The sequence below is a fragment of the Mycobacterium paraffinicum genome (genome assembly GCF_025822865.1).
Taxonomy (GTDB): Bacteria; Actinomycetota; Actinomycetes; order Mycobacteriales; family Mycobacteriaceae; genus Mycobacterium; species Mycobacterium paraffinicum.
In genome coordinates this window covers 1-15,948 of record NZ_JACKUR010000043.1, presented here as the reverse complement: position 1 = coordinate 15,948, position 15,948 = coordinate 1, and the positions used below count along the sequence as shown (strand labels likewise).

At 67.9% G+C, this 15,948-nt stretch carries 15 protein-coding genes and 1 pseudogene; 8 read left to right on the top strand and 8 right to left on the bottom strand.

The window, feature by feature from the left end; all coding sequences use genetic code 11:
- The first annotated feature begins 137 nt into the window (after positions 1-137).
- Both H7J89_RS25600 and H7J89_RS25595 read left to right on the top strand, forming a co-directional pair.
- Positions 138-1,259 carry a citrate synthase 2 gene (locus tag H7J89_RS25600; RefSeq protein WP_264047980.1) on the top strand — a complete coding sequence of 374 codons (1,122 nt, stop codon included), beginning with the start codon at positions 138-140 and terminating at the stop codon, positions 1,257-1,259.
- Between the two features lie 132 nt (positions 1,260-1,391).
- Positions 1,392-1,850: a VOC family protein gene (locus H7J89_RS25595; RefSeq protein WP_264047978.1), complete on the top strand. Its 459-nt coding sequence runs from the start codon at positions 1,392-1,394 to the stop codon at positions 1,848-1,850.
- Here the strand turns inward: H7J89_RS25595 and H7J89_RS25590 are convergent.
- Together H7J89_RS25590 and H7J89_RS25585 are read right to left on the bottom strand one after the other, a co-directional pair.
- Positions 1,847-3,544 carry an FAD-dependent oxidoreductase gene (locus tag H7J89_RS25590; RefSeq protein ID WP_264047976.1) on the bottom strand — a complete coding sequence of 566 codons (1,698 nt, stop codon included), beginning with the start codon at positions 3,542-3,544 and terminating at the stop codon, positions 1,847-1,849. The genes H7J89_RS25595 and H7J89_RS25590 overlap by 4 nt on opposite strands.
- Positions 3,545-3,564: 20 nt before the next feature.
- Positions 3,565-4,590: an AurF N-oxygenase family protein gene (locus tag H7J89_RS25585; RefSeq protein WP_264047974.1), complete on the bottom strand. Its 1,026-nt coding sequence runs from the start codon at positions 4,588-4,590 to the stop codon at positions 3,565-3,567.
- A 245-nt stretch (positions 4,591-4,835) separates the two neighbouring features.
- Between H7J89_RS25585 and serC the strand changes: the two genes are divergently transcribed.
- A complete protein-coding gene (gene serC / locus H7J89_RS25580; protein ID WP_264047972.1) occupies positions 4,836-5,954 on the top strand; it encodes a phosphoserine transaminase in 1,119 nt (372 codons plus the stop codon).
- A gap of 119 nt (positions 5,955-6,073) precedes the next feature.
- On the top strand, positions 6,074-6,847 hold the full coding sequence (gene sepH, locus H7J89_RS25575; RefSeq protein ID WP_264047970.1) for a septation protein SepH: 774 nt from the start codon (positions 6,074-6,076) through the stop codon (positions 6,845-6,847).
- A gap of 105 nt (positions 6,848-6,952) precedes the next feature.
- Here sepH and H7J89_RS25570 read toward each other — a convergent pair whose 3' ends face one another.
- The 3 genes from H7J89_RS25570 to H7J89_RS25560 are packed head-to-tail and all read right to left on the bottom strand — an operon-like array spanning position 6,953 to position 8,489.
- On the bottom strand, positions 6,953-7,231 hold the full coding sequence (locus H7J89_RS25570) for a DUF2537 domain-containing protein (RefSeq protein ID WP_066957593.1): 279 nt from the start codon (positions 7,229-7,231) through the stop codon (positions 6,953-6,955).
- Positions 7,228-8,061, bottom strand: coding sequence for a TrmH family RNA methyltransferase (locus tag H7J89_RS25565; protein ID WP_264047966.1), 834 nt, complete (start codon positions 8,059-8,061; stop codon positions 7,228-7,230). Before H7J89_RS25565 ends, H7J89_RS25570 begins: the two co-directional genes overlap by 4 nt.
- Complete coding sequence (locus H7J89_RS25560) at positions 8,058-8,489, bottom strand: Rv0880 family HTH-type transcriptional regulator (RefSeq protein WP_066957597.1); 432 nt, start codon at positions 8,487-8,489, stop codon at positions 8,058-8,060. The genes H7J89_RS25565 and H7J89_RS25560 overlap by 4 nt, the downstream gene beginning before the upstream one ends.
- A gap of 186 nt (positions 8,490-8,675) precedes the next feature.
- On the opposite strand from H7J89_RS25560, the gene H7J89_RS25555 reads away from it, so the two are divergent.
- Together H7J89_RS25555 and H7J89_RS25550 are read left to right on the top strand one after the other, a co-directional pair.
- Complete coding sequence (locus H7J89_RS25555; protein WP_264047963.1) at positions 8,676-8,951, top strand: DUF2530 domain-containing protein; 276 nt, start codon at positions 8,676-8,678, stop codon at positions 8,949-8,951.
- A gap of 32 nt (positions 8,952-8,983) precedes the next feature.
- A complete protein-coding gene (locus tag H7J89_RS25550) occupies positions 8,984-9,439 on the top strand; it encodes an SRPBCC family protein (protein ID WP_067735663.1) in 456 nt (151 codons plus the stop codon).
- 230 nt (positions 9,440-9,669) lie between these two features.
- Here the strand turns inward: H7J89_RS25550 and H7J89_RS25545 are convergent.
- Positions 9,670-10,452, bottom strand: a pseudogene (locus tag H7J89_RS25545) (DUF3027 domain-containing protein); the annotation flags it as partial.
- A gap of 130 nt (positions 10,453-10,582) precedes the next feature.
- On the opposite strand from H7J89_RS25545, the gene H7J89_RS25540 reads away from it, so the two are divergent.
- Positions 10,583-12,244 (top strand): MFS transporter, encoded by a 1,662-nt coding sequence (locus H7J89_RS25540; protein ID WP_264047981.1) that lies wholly within the window; start codon positions 10,583-10,585, stop codon positions 12,242-12,244.
- Entirely contained in the window at positions 12,241-12,729 is a 489-nt protein-coding gene (locus H7J89_RS25535) for a DUF2771 domain-containing protein (protein ID WP_264047960.1), read from the top strand. The genes H7J89_RS25540 and H7J89_RS25535 overlap by 4 nt, the downstream gene beginning before the upstream one ends.
- Positions 12,730-12,754: 25 nt before the next feature.
- On the opposite strand, the gene H7J89_RS25530 is transcribed toward H7J89_RS25535, so the two are convergent.
- Both H7J89_RS25530 and H7J89_RS25525 read right to left on the bottom strand, forming a co-directional pair.
- Positions 12,755-13,759, bottom strand: coding sequence for a glutathione S-transferase family protein (locus tag H7J89_RS25530; protein ID WP_264047958.1), 1,005 nt, complete (start codon positions 13,757-13,759; stop codon positions 12,755-12,757).
- A gap of 27 nt (positions 13,760-13,786) precedes the next feature.
- Positions 13,787-15,715 (bottom strand): acyl-CoA dehydrogenase family protein, encoded by a 1,929-nt coding sequence (locus tag H7J89_RS25525; RefSeq protein ID WP_264047956.1) that lies wholly within the window; start codon positions 15,713-15,715, stop codon positions 13,787-13,789.
- Positions 15,716-15,948: the final 233 nt, after the last annotated feature.

Here is a 15,948-nt window from a genome sequence, read left to right as displayed (position 1 = left end):
GCAAGACCCGTCAACGCACGCCAGGGCGGGGATCGATCTGGAACACTGATCGAGAACTACGCACCCGGCATAACCGGCCTCCAATCTGCGAGTCCACTTGCTATGCGCGACTTCGCGTCGCACGCGAGAATTTTCCTATGACTGTGGTCCCCGAAGACTTCGTCCCAGGCCTCGAAGGCGTCGTCGCCTTCACCACCGAAATCGCCGAACCGGATAAGGACGGCGGCGCGCTGCGCTACCGCGGCGTCGACATCCAGGACCTGGTGAATCAGCAGGTCACCTTCGGCGACGTGTGGGCCCTGCTGGTGGACGGCAGGTTCGGCCACGGATTGCCGCCCGCCGAGCCGTTCCCGCTGCCCATCCACACCGGTGACGTGCGCGTCGACGTGCAGGCGGGCCTGGCGATGCTGGCCCCGATCTGGGGTTACCGGCCCCTGCTCGACACCGACGACGCCACCGCCCGCGACCAGCTGGCCCGGGCCTCGGTGATGGCACTGTCCTACGTCGCCCAGTCCGCCCGCGGCATATACCAACCCGCGGTCCCGCAGCGGGTGATCGATGAATGCGACACCGTCACAGCCCGTTTCATGACCCGCTGGCAGGGCGAGCCGGACCCGAGGCACGTCGAAGCGATCGACGCCTACTGGGTCTCGGCCGCCGAGCACGGCATGAACGCCTCGACGTTCACCGCGCGGGTGATCGCCTCGACCGGCGCCGACGTGGCCGCGGCGTTGTCCGGGGCGATCGGGGCCATGAGCGGACCGCTGCACGGCGGCGCGCCGGCGCGGGTCCTGCCGATGATCGAAGAGGTCGAGCGCACCGGCGACGCCCGCGGGCTGGTCAAGAAGATTCTGGACAGCGGCGACAAGCTGATGGGCTTCGGACACCGCGTCTACCGCGCCGAGGACCCGCGCGCGCGGGTGCTGCGCGCGACCGCCGAGCGGCTGGGCGCGCCGCGCCACGAGGTCGCGGTCGCCCTGGAGCAGGCCGCCCTGGCCGAGCTGCGCGAGCGACGTCCGGACCGGGCCATCGAGACCAACGTCGAGTTCTGGGCCGCGGTGATCCTCGACTTCGCGCAGGTACCGGCCAACATGATGCCGGCGATGTTCACCTGCGGACGCACCGCCGGCTGGTGCGCGCACATCCTCGAGCAGAAGCGCCTCGGCAAGCTGGTTCGCCCGTCGGCCATTTATGTCGGACCGGGCCCACGCAGCCCGGAATCGGTCGAAGGTTGGGACCGCAGCCTCACCAACGCCTGAGGCAGGGCCGGTTGTCGGTGCCCGGCGATTAAATGAGTGTCGCCGCGATGAGTTTTCGTCGCGGGCGCAGTCATAACTCGCGAGCCTGCCCGTTTCGGGCCGGCCTGGGAACCGACACCAAGGAGAACCACAATGGCGCTCAACATCGAACCCGCCCTGTCCCCGCACCTGGTGGTGGACGACGCCGCCGCCGCAATTGACTTCTACGTCAAGGCTTTCGGCGCCGAGGAGCTGGGGCGTGTGCCCCGGCCCGACGGAAAACTCGTCCACGCCGCCGTGCGCATCAACGGCTTTCTGGTCATGCTCAACGACGATTTCCCCGAGATGTGCGGCGGCAAATCGATGACGCCCAAGTCATTGGGCGGCACCCCGGTCACCATCCACCTGACCGTCACCGACGTCGACGCCAAGTTCCAGCGGGCGCTGGACGCGGGCGCCACCGTGGTCGCTCCCTTGGACGACCAGTTTTGGGGTGACCGGTACGGCGTGGTCGCCGACCCCTTCGGCCACCATTGGTCGATGGGTCAGCCGGTACGCGAGGTCGGCTACGACGAAATTCAGGCCGCGATGGCCGGGCAGGGCGCCGGCTAGCCGAGCAGGCGGTCCAGCAGCCCGCGTCGCGGCGGCGGCGCGGGCTCGGCGGCGGCAGCGGCGGCGAGCATGTCGGCCACCTCGGTGAACTTGTTCCGCGGCCGACCGTCGGCGCCGCCGCGCGCGATCTCGGCGGCGTCGATGGCTCGCCAGCCGCGGGCATCGACGGCGTCAGGCTGCCGGGCGTGGACCAGCTTGGCCAGCGCCTCCGGCTCGGCCGCCGGATCGCTCAGCTTGCCGGCGTTGAAATCGGCTACCAGGGCCTGAACGGTTTGCAGGGAGCACGACTTGTTCGTGCCGATGAAACCGCTGGGCCCCCGCTTGATCCAGCCCGCGACGTATGCCCCCGGGACCGGCGCCCCGGAGTCGGGATCGACTACACGGCCACCGTCGTTGGGCACCACCGCCGTCGCCTCGTCGAACGGCAGGTCGCGAATCGGCATGCCGCGGTAGCCAATCGATGTCAGCAGCAGACCCGCGTCCAGTCGGCACAGCTCGCCGGTCCCGGTGACGGCGAACTCCACCCCCGTGACGCGGTGGTGACCCAGCACGCGGTTCGGGGTGAGCCGATAGGCCAGCCGGATACGCGGGTCCCCGGAATTGTGGGGCGGCGCCGAATCGTCAACGAGTGTGCTCAGGATTTCCAGCTTGCGCTTCGTCAAGGGATCCGTGGCGGCCGCGAGATCGGCCGCCACCAACTCTTGGTCGGCCGCACTGAGCACGACGTCGGATGAGCCCGTGAGCCCGACGAGTTCGGGCAAGGTGAATGCCGACTGGGCGGGGCCGCGCCGGGCGGCGACCACCACTTCGCGAACCGCGGATGCGCGAAACGCCGCCAATGCGCGATCGGAGATGTCGGTGCGGGCCAGGTCGTCAGGGTTCGCCGTGAGCACACGGGCCACGTCGAGCGCGACGTTTCCGTTGCCGACGATCACCACCCGCTCGTGGCTGAGATCGACTGGCAGATCGGCAAAGTCGGGATGCCCGTTGATCCACGCGACCAATTCGGTAGCGGTTCCCGTACCCGCCATCCCCATGCCCTCGATCTCGAGCCGACGGTCGTCGGGGGCGCCGACGGCGTACATCACGGCATGGTGGTGGGCCAGCAGGTCGGCGTGGCTCAGGTGCCTGCCGACCTCGACGTTGAGGTAGAACCGGAAGCGGCGATGACCAGTGACCCGGTCGAACAACCGGGTGACCCGTTTGGTGTTCTGATGATCGGGCGCCACCCCGGCACGCACCAGTCCATATGGGGTGGGCAGCTTCTCAAAGACGTTGACCCGCACCCCATGCTGGGTGAGCAGTTCGTCGGCGGCATACATGGCCGCCGGCCCGGATCCCACGACGGCCACGGTCAGCGGCCGGCGGCGGGCGCGCACCTGGGCGGCCGGAATCACCGGGGCCAGCTTCGACGTGGGCGGCACCTTCTCACCCTCGGGCCGCTCGGGATAGAAGGATGCGTTGATCTCGACGAACGGCAGCTGCTTGGCATCCAGCCGGCCGTCCGGCGCGATGGCGCCGACGGGGCAGGCGCTCACGCACGCACCGCAGTCCACGCAGGCCGCCGGATCGATGTAGAGCATCTCCGATGTGGCGAAGCCCGGCTCATCGGGCGTGGGGTGAATGCAGTTCACCGGGCACGCGAAAACGCAGGACCCGTCGTTACAGCACGACTGGGTAATGACATGCGGCATAAACGATTACCCGCGCGGTCCTAGGCTGCCGGCGCCGCGGCCAGGTGCTGGCGTTGCGGCTCGCTGCGGTAGCGCGACGGCTTGCCGTCGATCTTGCACAGCCGCCACATGAACCGCGCCGAGCGCGTCTCCATCAACCCGGTGTCATGGGCCAGCATCCGAACGTCACCGAACATGTCGCTCAGCCACTTTCGTGACTCCGGCGACCGGAAGAAGAGTTCCTTTTTGACCTCGCGCGGAATGTCGAACTCCTGCCAGAACGCCTTGGGCGGCACCACGATTGCCCGGCACAAGGTCTTCATCGTCAGCGGCAGGTACAGCGCGGTCCAGAACCGCTGGCGCTTGGTCAGCTCCGGCACCCGCCTGCGTAAGAACTCATGGGCGAAGGAGATGTGTCGCGCCTCCTCGGCCACGTGGATGGCCATCACCCGCTCCATGATGGGATGCAGCGACTTACCTTCGCGCAGAACGTTTTTCTGCGTGTGGTCGATCGGTTCCTCGCCCGCCAGCACCCCGATGAAGAACGCCACCGGCAGCGGACCGGCCACCAGCGGCACCAGCGGCGAGAGCCACTTGAGCGCCCGGGGCATGCCCGGGACGTCGGCGCCGATCCGGTTGACCATCTCCTGAAACATCATGGTGTGGTTGCACTCTTCGACCGATTCGTGCAGGCAGTACCGGTATTCCGGGGACCCGTTCGGCACCCAGAACGTGTAGTTCATCAGACCGCGGATCAGGATCGACTCGAAGTGCAGGCCGACCTTGGCGACGTTGGCCTGGCGCCACATCCCGATCTTGATCTTGCGCTCGTCGGACTGCGCCAGGTACCAGGGATGCCGTCCCAACGGGTCGGTCGCCGGCAGTATCCACCGAGGGTCGTTCTCCGTGACGGCGAATTCGGCCGAATCCCAGTCGATGTCGGTGTACGGGTTGAAATTTCGCCGCACCGACCCCTCGGACAGAGTCGCGAGCGTGTTGACGTACTCGGTGTCGTCGCGCACTTCCATATTGCGGCGCCAACGTCGAACCATGCGTGTCCTGGCCATATCCAAGCCTCCCCAGCGAGGTTTACATTAGGACGTGCTGTGTCCAGACAGTACCGCAGGTACCGCATATCTTCTAGGCCCCATTTCGGCACTGTGGGCTGACCAGTGGTCAGCGCCGTGGTGTGCCCCGCGTCACAGCGCGTGAAACCCGGCGAGGCGCGCGGCCAGGGGTTTTGCCGTGGCCCGCGGCGTCGGCAGCCGGACCGCCGTGCCGCGCGTCACGCCCGCTCACTACCCTGATGACCATGGCTGACCAGCTCGAGGTTCCCGCAGACATCAAACCCCGCGACGGCCGCTTCGGATGCGGTCCTTCCAAGGTCCGGCCCGAACAGTTGCAGGCCCTGGCGACCACCGCGGCCCCGCTGTTCGGCACATCGCACCGGCAGGCACCCGTCAAGAATTTGGTGGGCCGGGTCCGGTCGGGGGTGGCCGAGCTGTTCTCCGTACCAGACGGTTACGAGGTCATCCTCGGCAATGGCGGCGCGACGGCGTTCTGGGACGCCGCGGCGTTCGGGTTGATCGACAAGCGCTCGCTGCACCTGTCCTTCGGCGAATTCAGCTCGAAGTTCACCTCGGCGGTCGCCAACAACCCCTTCGTCGGCGAACCCATCGTCATCAAGGCGGATGCCGGCAGCGCGCCCGAGCCGCAGAGCGATCCCTCGGTTGACGTGATCGCCTGGGCTCACAACGAGACCTCGACCGGGGTGGCGGTGCCCGCTCGCCGTCCCGCCGACTCCGGCGACTCCCTGGTCGTCATCGATGCCACCAGCGGCGCCGGCGGCCTGCCGGTGGAGATCACCGACACCGATGCCTACTACTTCTCGCCGCAGAAGAATTTCGCCAGCGATGGCGGCCTGTGGCTCGCCGTCATGAGCCCGGCCGCGCTGGCGCGGGTCGAGTCCATCGCCGCGTCCGGCCGCTGGGTTCCCGACTTTCTGTCGCTGCCGATCGCCGTGGACAACAGCCTGAAGAACCAGACGTACAACACCCCGGCGATCGGCACCCTGGCGCTGATGGCCGAGCAGCTCGACTGGATGCTGGGCAACGGCGGGCTGGAGTGGGCCGTCAAGCGCACGGCCGACTCCTCGCAGCGGTTGTACTCCTGGGCAGAGGAGCGGCCGTACACCACGCCGTTCGTCGCCGACCCCGCGCTGCGGTCTCAGGTGGTGGGCACCATCGATTTCGTCGACGACGTTGACGCGGCTGCCGTCGCCAAGGTTTTGCGGGCGAACGGCATCGTCGACATCGAGCCGTACCGCAAACTCGGCCGCAACCAGTTGCGCGTCGGGATGTTCCCAGCAGTCGAGCCCGACGACGTCAGCGCCCTGACGCAATGCGTCGACTGGGTGGTCGAGCGGCTGTAACTCCGCCGCAATCAGCACGCAACCGCCCAGCGTGTCAGCACCGCTTATGGACGTTGGCGCACTAGAGTGCGCACGAGATGGGTCCGTCGACCTGCACACGGAGCCTGCGAGGAGAAGCCATGCGGGAACTCAAAATGGTTGGGGTCGATGCCGACGGCAAACACATCATCTGTGAAGCCGGCGACGCCGGCGAACCGTTGAAGCTCGCCATCGACGATCAGCTGAAGGCCGCCGTGCGCGGCGAGGCCGTGCCCGCGAACCAACCGCTCCTCGACATCCAGGTCACCAACATGCTGAGCCCCAAAGAGATTCAGGCCAAGATCCGGGCCGGTGCGTCCGTCGAGCAGGTTGCCGCGGCGTCGGGCTCCGACGTCTCGCGGATCCGGCGGTTCGCACACCCGGTGCTGCTGGAACGTGCCCGCGCCGCCGAGTTGGCAACGGCCGCGCATCCGGTGCTCGCCGACGGCCCCGCGGTGCTCACCCTCCTGGAAACCGTGAGCGCGGCACTCGTGACGCGCGGTCTGGAACCCGACCGGCTCAGCTGGGATGCGTGGCGCAACGAAGACAGCCGCTGGACGGTGCAGCTTGCGTGGAAGGCCGGCCGGTCCGACAACATCGCGCACTTCTGCTTCGCCCCGGGCGCCCACGGCGGAACGGTCACGGCTGTCGACGATGCGGCCAAAGAACTGGTGGACCCGAACTTCGACCGCCCGCTGCGGCCGCTCGCGCGGGTCGCCCACGTCTCGTTCGAGGAGCCGGCGAAGCCCGCCGCTCCTGCGCCGCAGGAGCAACCCGCGCCTCAGGAGCAACCGGTACACACCCGTCGGGGTAAGCCGGTCATCCCGGCCTGGGAGGACGTGCTGCTCGGCGTGCGGTCGGGCGGACAGCGCTAGGTAGATGGTGGCGACCCGCCGCGCCCGGCTACGCCGCGCTCGCGATCGCCACTAGCCGATGGTGGCGACCCGCCGCGCCCGGCTACGCCGCGCTCGCGATCGCCACTAGCCGCTACCGCGCAGCGTCAGCGCGATCAGCGTCAACCACCCTCCGGCGACACCGATTCCCGCGCCCAGCAGAAACCAGCGCAGCACCAGCTTGTGCCGCCATCCCCACAGCGTGGGCGCCAACCCGCCGGCGGCGACGACGTTGAGACCGACCGCCAGGAGCGGATGCACCCTTATCAGCCCCAGAGTCAGCACCACAATGGCGGCCCCGGTCACTGCGGCGACGAACCCGGCGACCGTCAAACCCGTTGCCCAGGGCACGGAATCGTCGGTCACGAGCCGAGCCTAGCCCGTTCGTAGAACGCCAAAGCGGCCGCAGTCGCGACGTTGAGGGAGTCGGTGCCGCGCGACATCGGGATGCGCACCCGCACATCGCTCAAGCGCAGGGCCGCCGGCGTAAGCCCCGGACCCTCGGCACCCACCAGCACCGCGATGCCTTCGTCGCGGACGGCCGCCATGGCCTCCGGCAGGGCGCGCGCCTTACTGTCCGGGGTCATCGCCAGCAACCGAAATCCGTTCTCTTTCAGCATTGTCAGTTCTGCGGGCCAGTCCGTCGCTCGCGCGTACGGGACCAGCAAGGCGTGCCCCATGGACACCCGGACGGCGCGCCGGTAGAGCGGGTCGGCGCAGCCGCTGCCGAACACCACCGCGTCCACGCCCAGCCCGGCGGCGTTGCGGAAGATCGAGCCGAGGTTCTCGTGGTCGTTGACGCCCTCGAGCACCGCGACGGTCCGGGCGCGCTCGACCAGTTCGGCCACGCTGGGTTCCGGCACCCTGCGGGCCGCCGCCAGGACGCCGCGATTGAGGTGAAAGCCCACCACTTGCGCCATGACGTCGGCGGAGGTCCGGTAGAACGGCACGGCACTACCCGCCAGGTCGTCGGTGAGCTCGGCGAGCCGGCGGTCCGTCCCCAACAAGGCATGCGGAATGAACCGGGAGGTGAGCATGCGCTGAACCACCAGCACGCCTTCGGCGATCACCAACCCTTTGCCGGACGGCAGATCGGGACGACGATCGACACTGTTCAAGTCGCGGAAATCGTCGAGCCGGGGGTCGTCGGGATCGTCCACGTCCTGGACGTTCGGGGCATGCGTTCCGTCGCTCACGGGCCTTCGTCGACCAAGGCCAGCATCAGGTCGGCCGCGTTGCGCAGGGTGTCACGTTGCTGGCTGTCCAGCGTGGCCAGCCGTTTGGCCAGCCACTCCTGGCGGGCGCGCCGGGTCGCCTTGACCAGCTCGGCGCCGGAGTGCGAAACCGAGACCAGCACCTGCCGGCCGTCGATGGGATGCGGGGCACGGTCCACCAGGCCCATGTCGGCCAGCGACGCGATCACCCGTGTCATCGACGGCGGCCGGACCCGTTCGCGAATCGCCAGCGCGCCGGGCGTCATCGGGCCCTCGTTGGCCAGCGTGGCCAGCGCCGACAGCTGGGACAACGACACCGGCGACGACGGGTTCCGGAACCGGAGTTGGCGGGCCAGCCGCATGACGGCCAGCGACAGATCGCTGGCCAGCCGCGCATCGCTGTCAGGCATGGCGCGAGGTTACACGCAACCTCCAGAAATCGTGATACGAACCGGTGAACGACAGACTTTGGTCCGTAACGGCGCGCGGGCCGGTCATCGTCGAACCGCTTGACCCGCGGCCCAGGCATTTTCGCTCGGCCTTCCCCGCGCATGGGGTGGTACCGGCGGACCGCACCGGCGGCTATGTTAATCGCGATGTCTGTCGAACCCGGCCACAACCGCGAGGCGCCACCGCTGCCCTCCGCGCTCCTCAACGCCTGGCCGTTCGTCGCATTCGGCGCGGTCGGCTGGCTGGTCGCGGCGGCCGCCGCGTTTCTCGTGCCCGCCCTGCACAGCTGGCGTCCCCTGACACTGGCCGGGCTCGGCGTCGGAGTGCTCGGCACGAGCATCTTCGTGTTGCAACTCGCCGCGGCCCGCCGCGGCGCGCGGGGCGCACAAGACGGACTCGAAAACTATTTCCATCACGGCTAGATTTCGCAACCAGCACCGACCCGGGAGGATCGATGGTAGCCCCACTACTGCAAGCGCAAATCGATATCGACGCACCGGTTTCCACGGTTTGGGGGTTGATCTCCGATCTGCGGCGGATGCCGGAGTGGAGCCCCCAGTGCCGTTGGATGAAGACCTTCGGTCCGCTGCGCCAGGGCATGCGCAGCCTCAACATCAATCGCCGTAACCGCATGTACTGGCCGACCACTTGCACGGTCGTCGAGGTGATCCCCGAGACCAAGCTTGCGTTCCGGGTCAACGCCAACCACACGATCTGGAGCTACGAGCTCCAACCCACCGGCGAGGGCACCCGGGTGATCGAAAGCCGTCACGCCGAAAACGGCGTGACCGCGATTTCCAATCTGACGGTGAATGCCCTGCTCGGCGGGACCACCAACTTCGAACGCGAATTGGTGGACGGGATGAATACGTCGTTGGCCAAGATCAAGGCCGCCGCCGAAAAGGGCTAGTCCGCCTCGGGCTGCGACTCCGCCTCGGGCTGCTGCGACTGCGGCGCCTCGGGCTGCGACTCCGCTGTGTCGGCGCCGGACTCCCCCGCCTCGGACTCCGCCGCCTCGGGAGCTGACGCCGACACTTCGACATCCGCGCTGCCGCCCGGCTGGGCCTCCCGGGTGTGGGATTCCGGCGGCTGGGTCGGCGACTCCGTGGGCTCCGGCTGTGCCTCGAATGCCTCGGCCGGATCGGGCGGCGCCTCGACGACGTCGAGCACGCCGTCGTCGTATGGCTCGTACGCGGGCGAACCCGTCCCGGCCGGAGCGGGCGTATCCGAATGCGCGCCGCAACCGTACTGCTTGTCGACGATCTGCCCGTCGGCCGACAGTTCGTTGCCGCACACGCCGAACATCGCGCCGAGCGATCCCGCCAGCGGGAGGAAGAAACCGCAGTCGCGGCACACCCGTTTGGTGGACCGCGCCATCGGGGAGTCGGGCCCGTGGTCGCCGGTGTGCCACCGTTCGGCCGCCTCCGCGCGGCCAAGGGCGCTCATCACCCAGCGCCGGCCCAACCCGATCTCCGCGGCGGTCTCGTCAACCTGCGCGTCACCACTGGCCGCGTAGCCGGGCACCAACCGCGGATCGTCGGCCGCGGGCGCCAGCAGGTCACCGGGGCTCAGGTCCCCCGGGCGCACCCGCTGATCCCAGGGAACCCAGTGCGGCGCGAGCAACGCCGTCGGACCCGGGATCAGCACCACTTCGCTGACGGTGGCGTGGTCGGCACCGGGATGTGCGGCCACGACGACAGCCCATTGCCAGCCCTGATATCCGGGTAGATGCGCCAGGAACCGATGGGTCGCGGCGGCCGGATCTTCGTAGCTGACGCCCAGGTAATCGCCGACCGTCTCCGCCCCGCTGAACTCCACGACGGCGGCCCTGGCCTGGTCCACCGCGCCCGTGAGCACGGCCGCCAGCCCCTCGGGCCACTCGGCCACGGTAGCCACGGCGGATTCCTCGATGGACCCGGTCACGCTGTCCCCTTCCTGCATTGCATCTCCAATACTAGGTTGACGTGCCACGCCCCGTTACCTGCAGACGCATGTCGTCGGCATAGGGGAGAATCGGAACGTGTCTGGACGGCGGCGTGACGATCCGGGCCGCGTGGCCCCCACTCCCGGCCGCCGGCCCCGTAATGGGGCTTCCAATCAACACCCGGGCATGGCCAATTACCCCGCCGAAGACCCCGACCATCGCCGAACGCGCCGCCCACCGCCGATGCCGAGCGCCAATCGCTACCTGCCGCCTATTGGGCAGCCCCCGGAACCGGATCGAAGCGATAGCGCGCCACCACGTGCCGCTGCCGGCGAACGAATCACGGTCACGCGCGCCGCGGCGCAGCGAAGCCGCGAGATGGGTTCGCGGATGTATTGGATGGTGCAGCGCGCCGCCACCGCCGACGGCGCCGACAAATCCGGTCTGACCGCGCTCACCTGGCCGGTGGTCGCCAACTTCGCGGTGGACGCGGCGATGGCGGTGGCGCTGGCCAACACGTTGTTCTTCGCCGCGGCCACCGGAGAAAGCAAGGGCCGGGTCGCGTTGTATCTGCTGATCACCATCGCCCCGTTCGCGGTCATCGCGCCGCTCATCGGCCCGGCGCTGGACCGGCTGCAGCACGGCCGACGGGTCGCGCTTGCCGGATCGTTCGTTCTGCGGACCGCCTTGGCGCTGGTGCTGATCATGAATTACGACGGCGCCAGCGGGAGCTACCCGTCGTGGGTGCTCTACCCGTGCGCACTGGCCATGATGGTGTTCTCCAAGTCGTTCAGCGTGCTGCGCAGCGCAGTCACGCCGCGGGTCATGCCGCCGACCATCGACCTGGTGCGGGTGAACTCACGGCTGACGGTGTTCGGTCTGCTGGGCGGCACCATCGCCGGCGGGGCCATCGCGGCCGGCGTCGAGTTCGTCTGCACCCACCTGTTCAAACTGCCCGGCGCTTTGTTCGTCGTCATCGCGGTCACCATCGCCGGGGCGGCGCTGTCGATGCGCATCCCGCGCTGGGTCGAGGTGACGGCGGGCGAGGTGCCGGCCACCTTGAGCTACCGCCAGGACAGCGAACCGCAGCGACGGACCTGGCCCGAGGAAGTCAAGAAGGTCCCCAAAAAGGCCACCGCAACACTGCGACAACCGCTGGGCCGCAACATCATTACCTCGTTGTGGGGCAACTGCACCATCAAGGTCATGGTCGGCTTCCTGTTCTTGTACCCGGCGTTCGTCGCCAAAGCGCACCAAGCCAACGGCTGGGTTCAGCTGGGCATGCTGGGCATGATCGGGGCAGCGGCCGGCATCGGCAACTTCGCCGGCAACTTCGCCGCCGCACGCCTGCAGCTGGGCCGGCCGGCCGTGCTGGTGGTCCGCTGCACGCTGGCGGTCTCGGCCGTCGCGCTGGCCGCGTCGGTGGCGGGCACCCTGGCGGCCGCCGTGATTGCCACCCTGGTCACGTCGGGCTCCAGCGCCATCGCGAAGGCATCGCTGGACGCCTCGTTGCAAAACGACCTGCCCGAGGAATCGCGGGCCTCGGGATTCGGGCGATCGGAGTCGACGCTGCAGCTGGCCTGGGTGCTGGGCGGCGCCGTGGGCGTCTTGGTCTACACGGAGCTGTGGGTTGGCTTCACCGCGGTCACTGCGATACTCATCCTGGGGTTGGCGCAGACGCTGGTCAGCTTCCAAGGGAATTCACTGATTCCGGGCCTCGGAGGTAATAGGCCGGTCATGGTCGAGCAAGAGGGCGTGCGCCGCGGCAGCCCGGCGGTGGTGCCTGAGTGAAACGCGGCGTGGCCGTGCTGCTCGCCGGCGTGATGACTCTGTTGTGCGTGGCCGTCGGGGTCGGCACCTGGTTGCTGGCGCGCCCGTCCGGTCCGCAGCGCCCGGAGATCAGCGCGTATTCACACGGCCACCTCGCGAGGGTGGGGCCCTACCTGTACTGCAGCGTGCTCAACCTCGACCAATGCGACACGCCGCAAGCCCAGGGCGAACTGAAGGTCAGTGAGCGCTACCCGGTGCAGCTCTCGGTGCCCGACGCGATCTATCGGGCGCCCTGGCGGTTGCTGCAGGTGTACGAGGACCCAACCAACACCACCAGCACCATCTTTCGGCCGAACACCCGCTTCGCGGTCACCATCCCTCCGGTCGACCCGCATCGCGGACGCCTGGTCGGAATAGTCGTGCAGTTGCTGACGCTGGTGGTGGACCCGGCCGGTGAGCTGCGTGACGTCCCGCACGCGGAATGGTCAGTGCGCCTGAACTATTGAGCGTCGATGCCAGTCGCCAGACCGGTCAGGCGCCGTGCCCGGCGGGCACCCGCTCCCCCTCGGCCGGTGGACCGGGAGGCGTCCCCTCCCCGAACGGCTTGCCGCCCAATGCCTCTCGACCATGCGGCGACAGCCAGCCCGTCAGGTCCGGCCCCTTGGGCACGATCTTGGTGGGGTTGATGTCGGCGTGCACGATGTAATAGTGCTGCTTGATCTGAACGAAATCGATGGTGTCGCCGAACCCAGGCGTCTGGAACAGGTCGCGCGCGTACGCCCACAGCACCGGCATCTCGCTCAGCTTGCTTCGGTTGCACTTGAAGTGCCCGTGGTAGACCGGGTCGAAGCGGGCGAGTGTGGTGAACAGCCGCACATCGGCTTCAGTTATGGTGTCGCCCACCAGATATCGCTGATCGGCCAGGCGGTCGCTGACCCAATCCAACGCGGCGAACAGCCGATCGTACGCCCCGTCATAGGCCTCTTGTGAGCCGGCAAAGCCGCACCGATACACGCCGTTGTTGATCTCGGTGTAAACCCGCTTGTTCACCTCGTCGATCTCGGCGCGCAGCCGCTCGGGGTACAGCTCGGGTGCACCGTCGCGGTGGTAGGCGGTCCATTCCGTCGAGAAATCCACGGTCATCTGCGCGAAATCATTTGTGACGACCGCACCGGACGGGACGTCGACGATGGCGGGGACCGTGATGCCTTTCGGGTAGTCGGGGAAGCGCTTGAAGTAGGCGTCCTGTAGCCGCGGGATCTTCAGCGCGGGGTCGACGCCCCCGGGATCGAGATCGAACGTCCAACTGCGTTCGTCGTGGGTCGGGCCGCAGAACCCAATGGAGAGAACGCTTTCCAAGCCCAGCAACCGCCGGACGATGATGGCGCGGTTGGCCCACGGACACGCACGGGCGACGACCAGCCGGTACCTGCCGGGCTCCACCGGGTAACCGTCGCGCCCGTCGGCCGTGACGCGGGTGGTGATGTAGTTGGTGTCGCGGTTGAAGTCACCTTTTCCGGCAACGTAGGCGGCCATATCTCCCTTGTTTCGTTCGAATGCCGGCTAGGAACCCAGAAATCGCCGAGCCAGGTTCGTCTCGGTTGATGCGCCCTGCTCCCAGTGGGCGATCCACGGGCCGGTTCCCTCCGACTGGTCGATGATGCCGTCCTCGAGCCAGGTGTAGCGGCTCTGAACCACCTCTCGGGTCAGCCGGACATCGCAGTCGTCGGTATTGGTCCACAACGCGTCGAACAGCGCCTCGACCCGCAGCGCGGCCTGCCGGCAAAACGTATCGGCCAGCTCGTAGGCCTGTTGACCCACCACCGGGTCCACGGCGCGCTGGGCCTCGGCCCGCACACAGGCCGCGGACATCGCGAACAGCTCGGCACCGATGTCGACGATCCGCCCCAGGAACCCCTGGCGCTGCTCCAGTTTGGCCTGCCAGCGCGCCATCCCGTAGAAGGTGTTGCGGGCCAGCTTGCGGCTGGAGCGTTCGACGAACCGCAGGTGCGACGCCAGCGGTCCGAATTCGCTGTAAGCCCCGGGTCGCTGTCCTTCTCCAAAAACAAGCTGGGGCAACCACTTTGCGTAAAACCCACTGGCGCCGACCGCCGCCGCGGCCTTCTGCCGCAAACCCGCGTCAGGCTTCGCGAGGTCACCGGCGGCGGACAGGTGGGCATCGACCGCTTCCCGGGCGATGAGCAGCCTCATGATCTCGCTGGATCCTTCGAAGATGCGATTGATCCGCAAGTCGCGCGCTACCTGTTCGACTGGCACCGCGCGTTCGCCGCGCGCGGCCAGGGACTCCGCCGTCTCATAGCCGCGACCGCCGCGGATCTGCATGACCTCGTCGGCGATGATGCACGCCATCTCGCTGGACCAGAGCTTGGCCAAGGCCGCCTCGATCCTGATGTCGTTGCGCCCTTCGTCGGCCATCTGCCCGGAGAGCTCGAGCACCGCGTCGAGCGCATAGTTGGTCGCGGCGATGAACGAGATCTTGTGGGCCACCGCTTCGTGCTCGGCCAGCGGCTTGCCCCATTGCACGCGCTCCCCTGCCCACTCACGCGCCACCTTCAGACCCCACTTAGACGAACCCGTCGCGTTCGCGGGAATCGACAACCGCCCGGCGTTAAGCGTGGTCAGCGCGATCTTCAGTCCGTCACCCTCGCGGCCGATCAGGTTTTCGCTCGGCACCCGAACGCGGTGCAGCCTGGTCACCCCATTCTCGATGCCGCGCAACCCCATGAATTTGTTGCGCCGCTCCACGGTGATCCCGGGTGAATCGGCCTCGACAACGAAAGCGCTGATGCCACCGCGGTGCCCATCGCTGCGGGGTACCCGGGCCATCACGACCAGCAGTTCGGCGACCACGCCGTTGGTGGTCCACAACTTCACGCCGTCGAGCTCGTAGGCGGTCCCGTCTTCGACAGGTGTCGCTGTCGAGGCCAGCCGGGCCGGATCGGAGCCCACGTCCGGTTCGGTCAGCAGAAACGCCGATATGGCGCCCGCGGCACACCGGGGCAAGAACTTCTTCTTCTGCTCCGGGGTTCCGGCGAGTTTGAGCGGCTCGGGCACCCCGATCGACTGGTGGGCCGACAACAGCGCACCGAGGCTGGGATGAACGGAGGAAACCATCATCAGCGCCCGGTTGTAGGCCACTTGCGACATGTTCAGGCCGCCGTATTCCGACGGGATCTTCATGCCGAAACAGCCCAGCTCGGCTAGACCCTTCACGTACTCGTCGGGAATTTGCGCGTCGCGTTCGACGACGCTGCCGTCAACGCTGCGCAGGAAGTCGCGCAACTTGTCGAGAAACGCGCGGGTGCGCGCCTCGTCGGCATCCGATGGTTTCGGAAAGGGGTGGATGAGCTCCAACGGAAAACGGCCGAGGAACAGCTCTTTTGCGAAAGACGGTTTATCCCAACCGGTTTCGCGAGACTCCTCGGCCAGTGCCCTGGCTTGCTCCTCGGTGACGTGCGCTTGCTGTGCCATCGCAGCCTCCTTGCTCGACGACCGTGGCGAGGTGGGAGTACCCCGTGACCGGCACTTCATCACCCCTTCTGCGCAAGCGGCCGGCACTCTTGGCGCGCGGCGGTGACCAGCTAGGAGCCTGCTGAATTAATCCCGCGTGGCGGGGTGGGTTGTGCTGGGGTTTTCGGGATGATCAGTGGGTGCAGGGTCGTTCTGATGATCAGCGTGAGTTGTTGGATGCCGAGTCGGTGGCC

Coding starts and splice junctions, on each gene's coding strand:
- H7J89_RS25600 (WP_264047980.1), top strand. CDS start 138: ATGACTGTGGTCCCCGAAGACTTCGTCCCAGGCCTCGAAGGCGTCGTC.
- H7J89_RS25595 (WP_264047978.1), top strand. CDS start 1,392: ATGGCGCTCAACATCGAACCCGCCCTGTCCCCGCACCTGGTGGTGGAC.
- H7J89_RS25590 (WP_264047976.1), bottom strand. CDS start 3,544: ATGCCGCATGTCATTACCCAGTCGTGCTGTAACGACGGGTCCTGCGTT.
- H7J89_RS25585 (WP_264047974.1), bottom strand. CDS start 4,590: ATGGCCAGGACACGCATGGTTCGACGTTGGCGCCGCAATATGGAAGTG.
- serC (WP_264047972.1), top strand. CDS start 4,836: ATGGCTGACCAGCTCGAGGTTCCCGCAGACATCAAACCCCGCGACGGC.
- sepH (WP_264047970.1), top strand. CDS start 6,074: ATGCGGGAACTCAAAATGGTTGGGGTCGATGCCGACGGCAAACACATC.
- H7J89_RS25560 (WP_066957597.1), bottom strand. CDS start 8,489: ATGCCTGACAGCGATGCGCGGCTGGCCAGCGATCTGTCGCTGGCCGTC.
- H7J89_RS25555 (WP_264047963.1), top strand. CDS start 8,676: ATGTCTGTCGAACCCGGCCACAACCGCGAGGCGCCACCGCTGCCCTCC.
- H7J89_RS25550 (WP_067735663.1), top strand. CDS start 8,984: ATGGTAGCCCCACTACTGCAAGCGCAAATCGATATCGACGCACCGGTT.
- H7J89_RS25530 (WP_264047958.1), bottom strand. CDS start 13,759: ATGGCCGCCTACGTTGCCGGAAAAGGTGACTTCAACCGCGACACCAAC.
- H7J89_RS25525 (WP_264047956.1), bottom strand. CDS start 15,715: ATGGCACAGCAAGCGCACGTCACCGAGGAGCAAGCCAGGGCACTGGCC.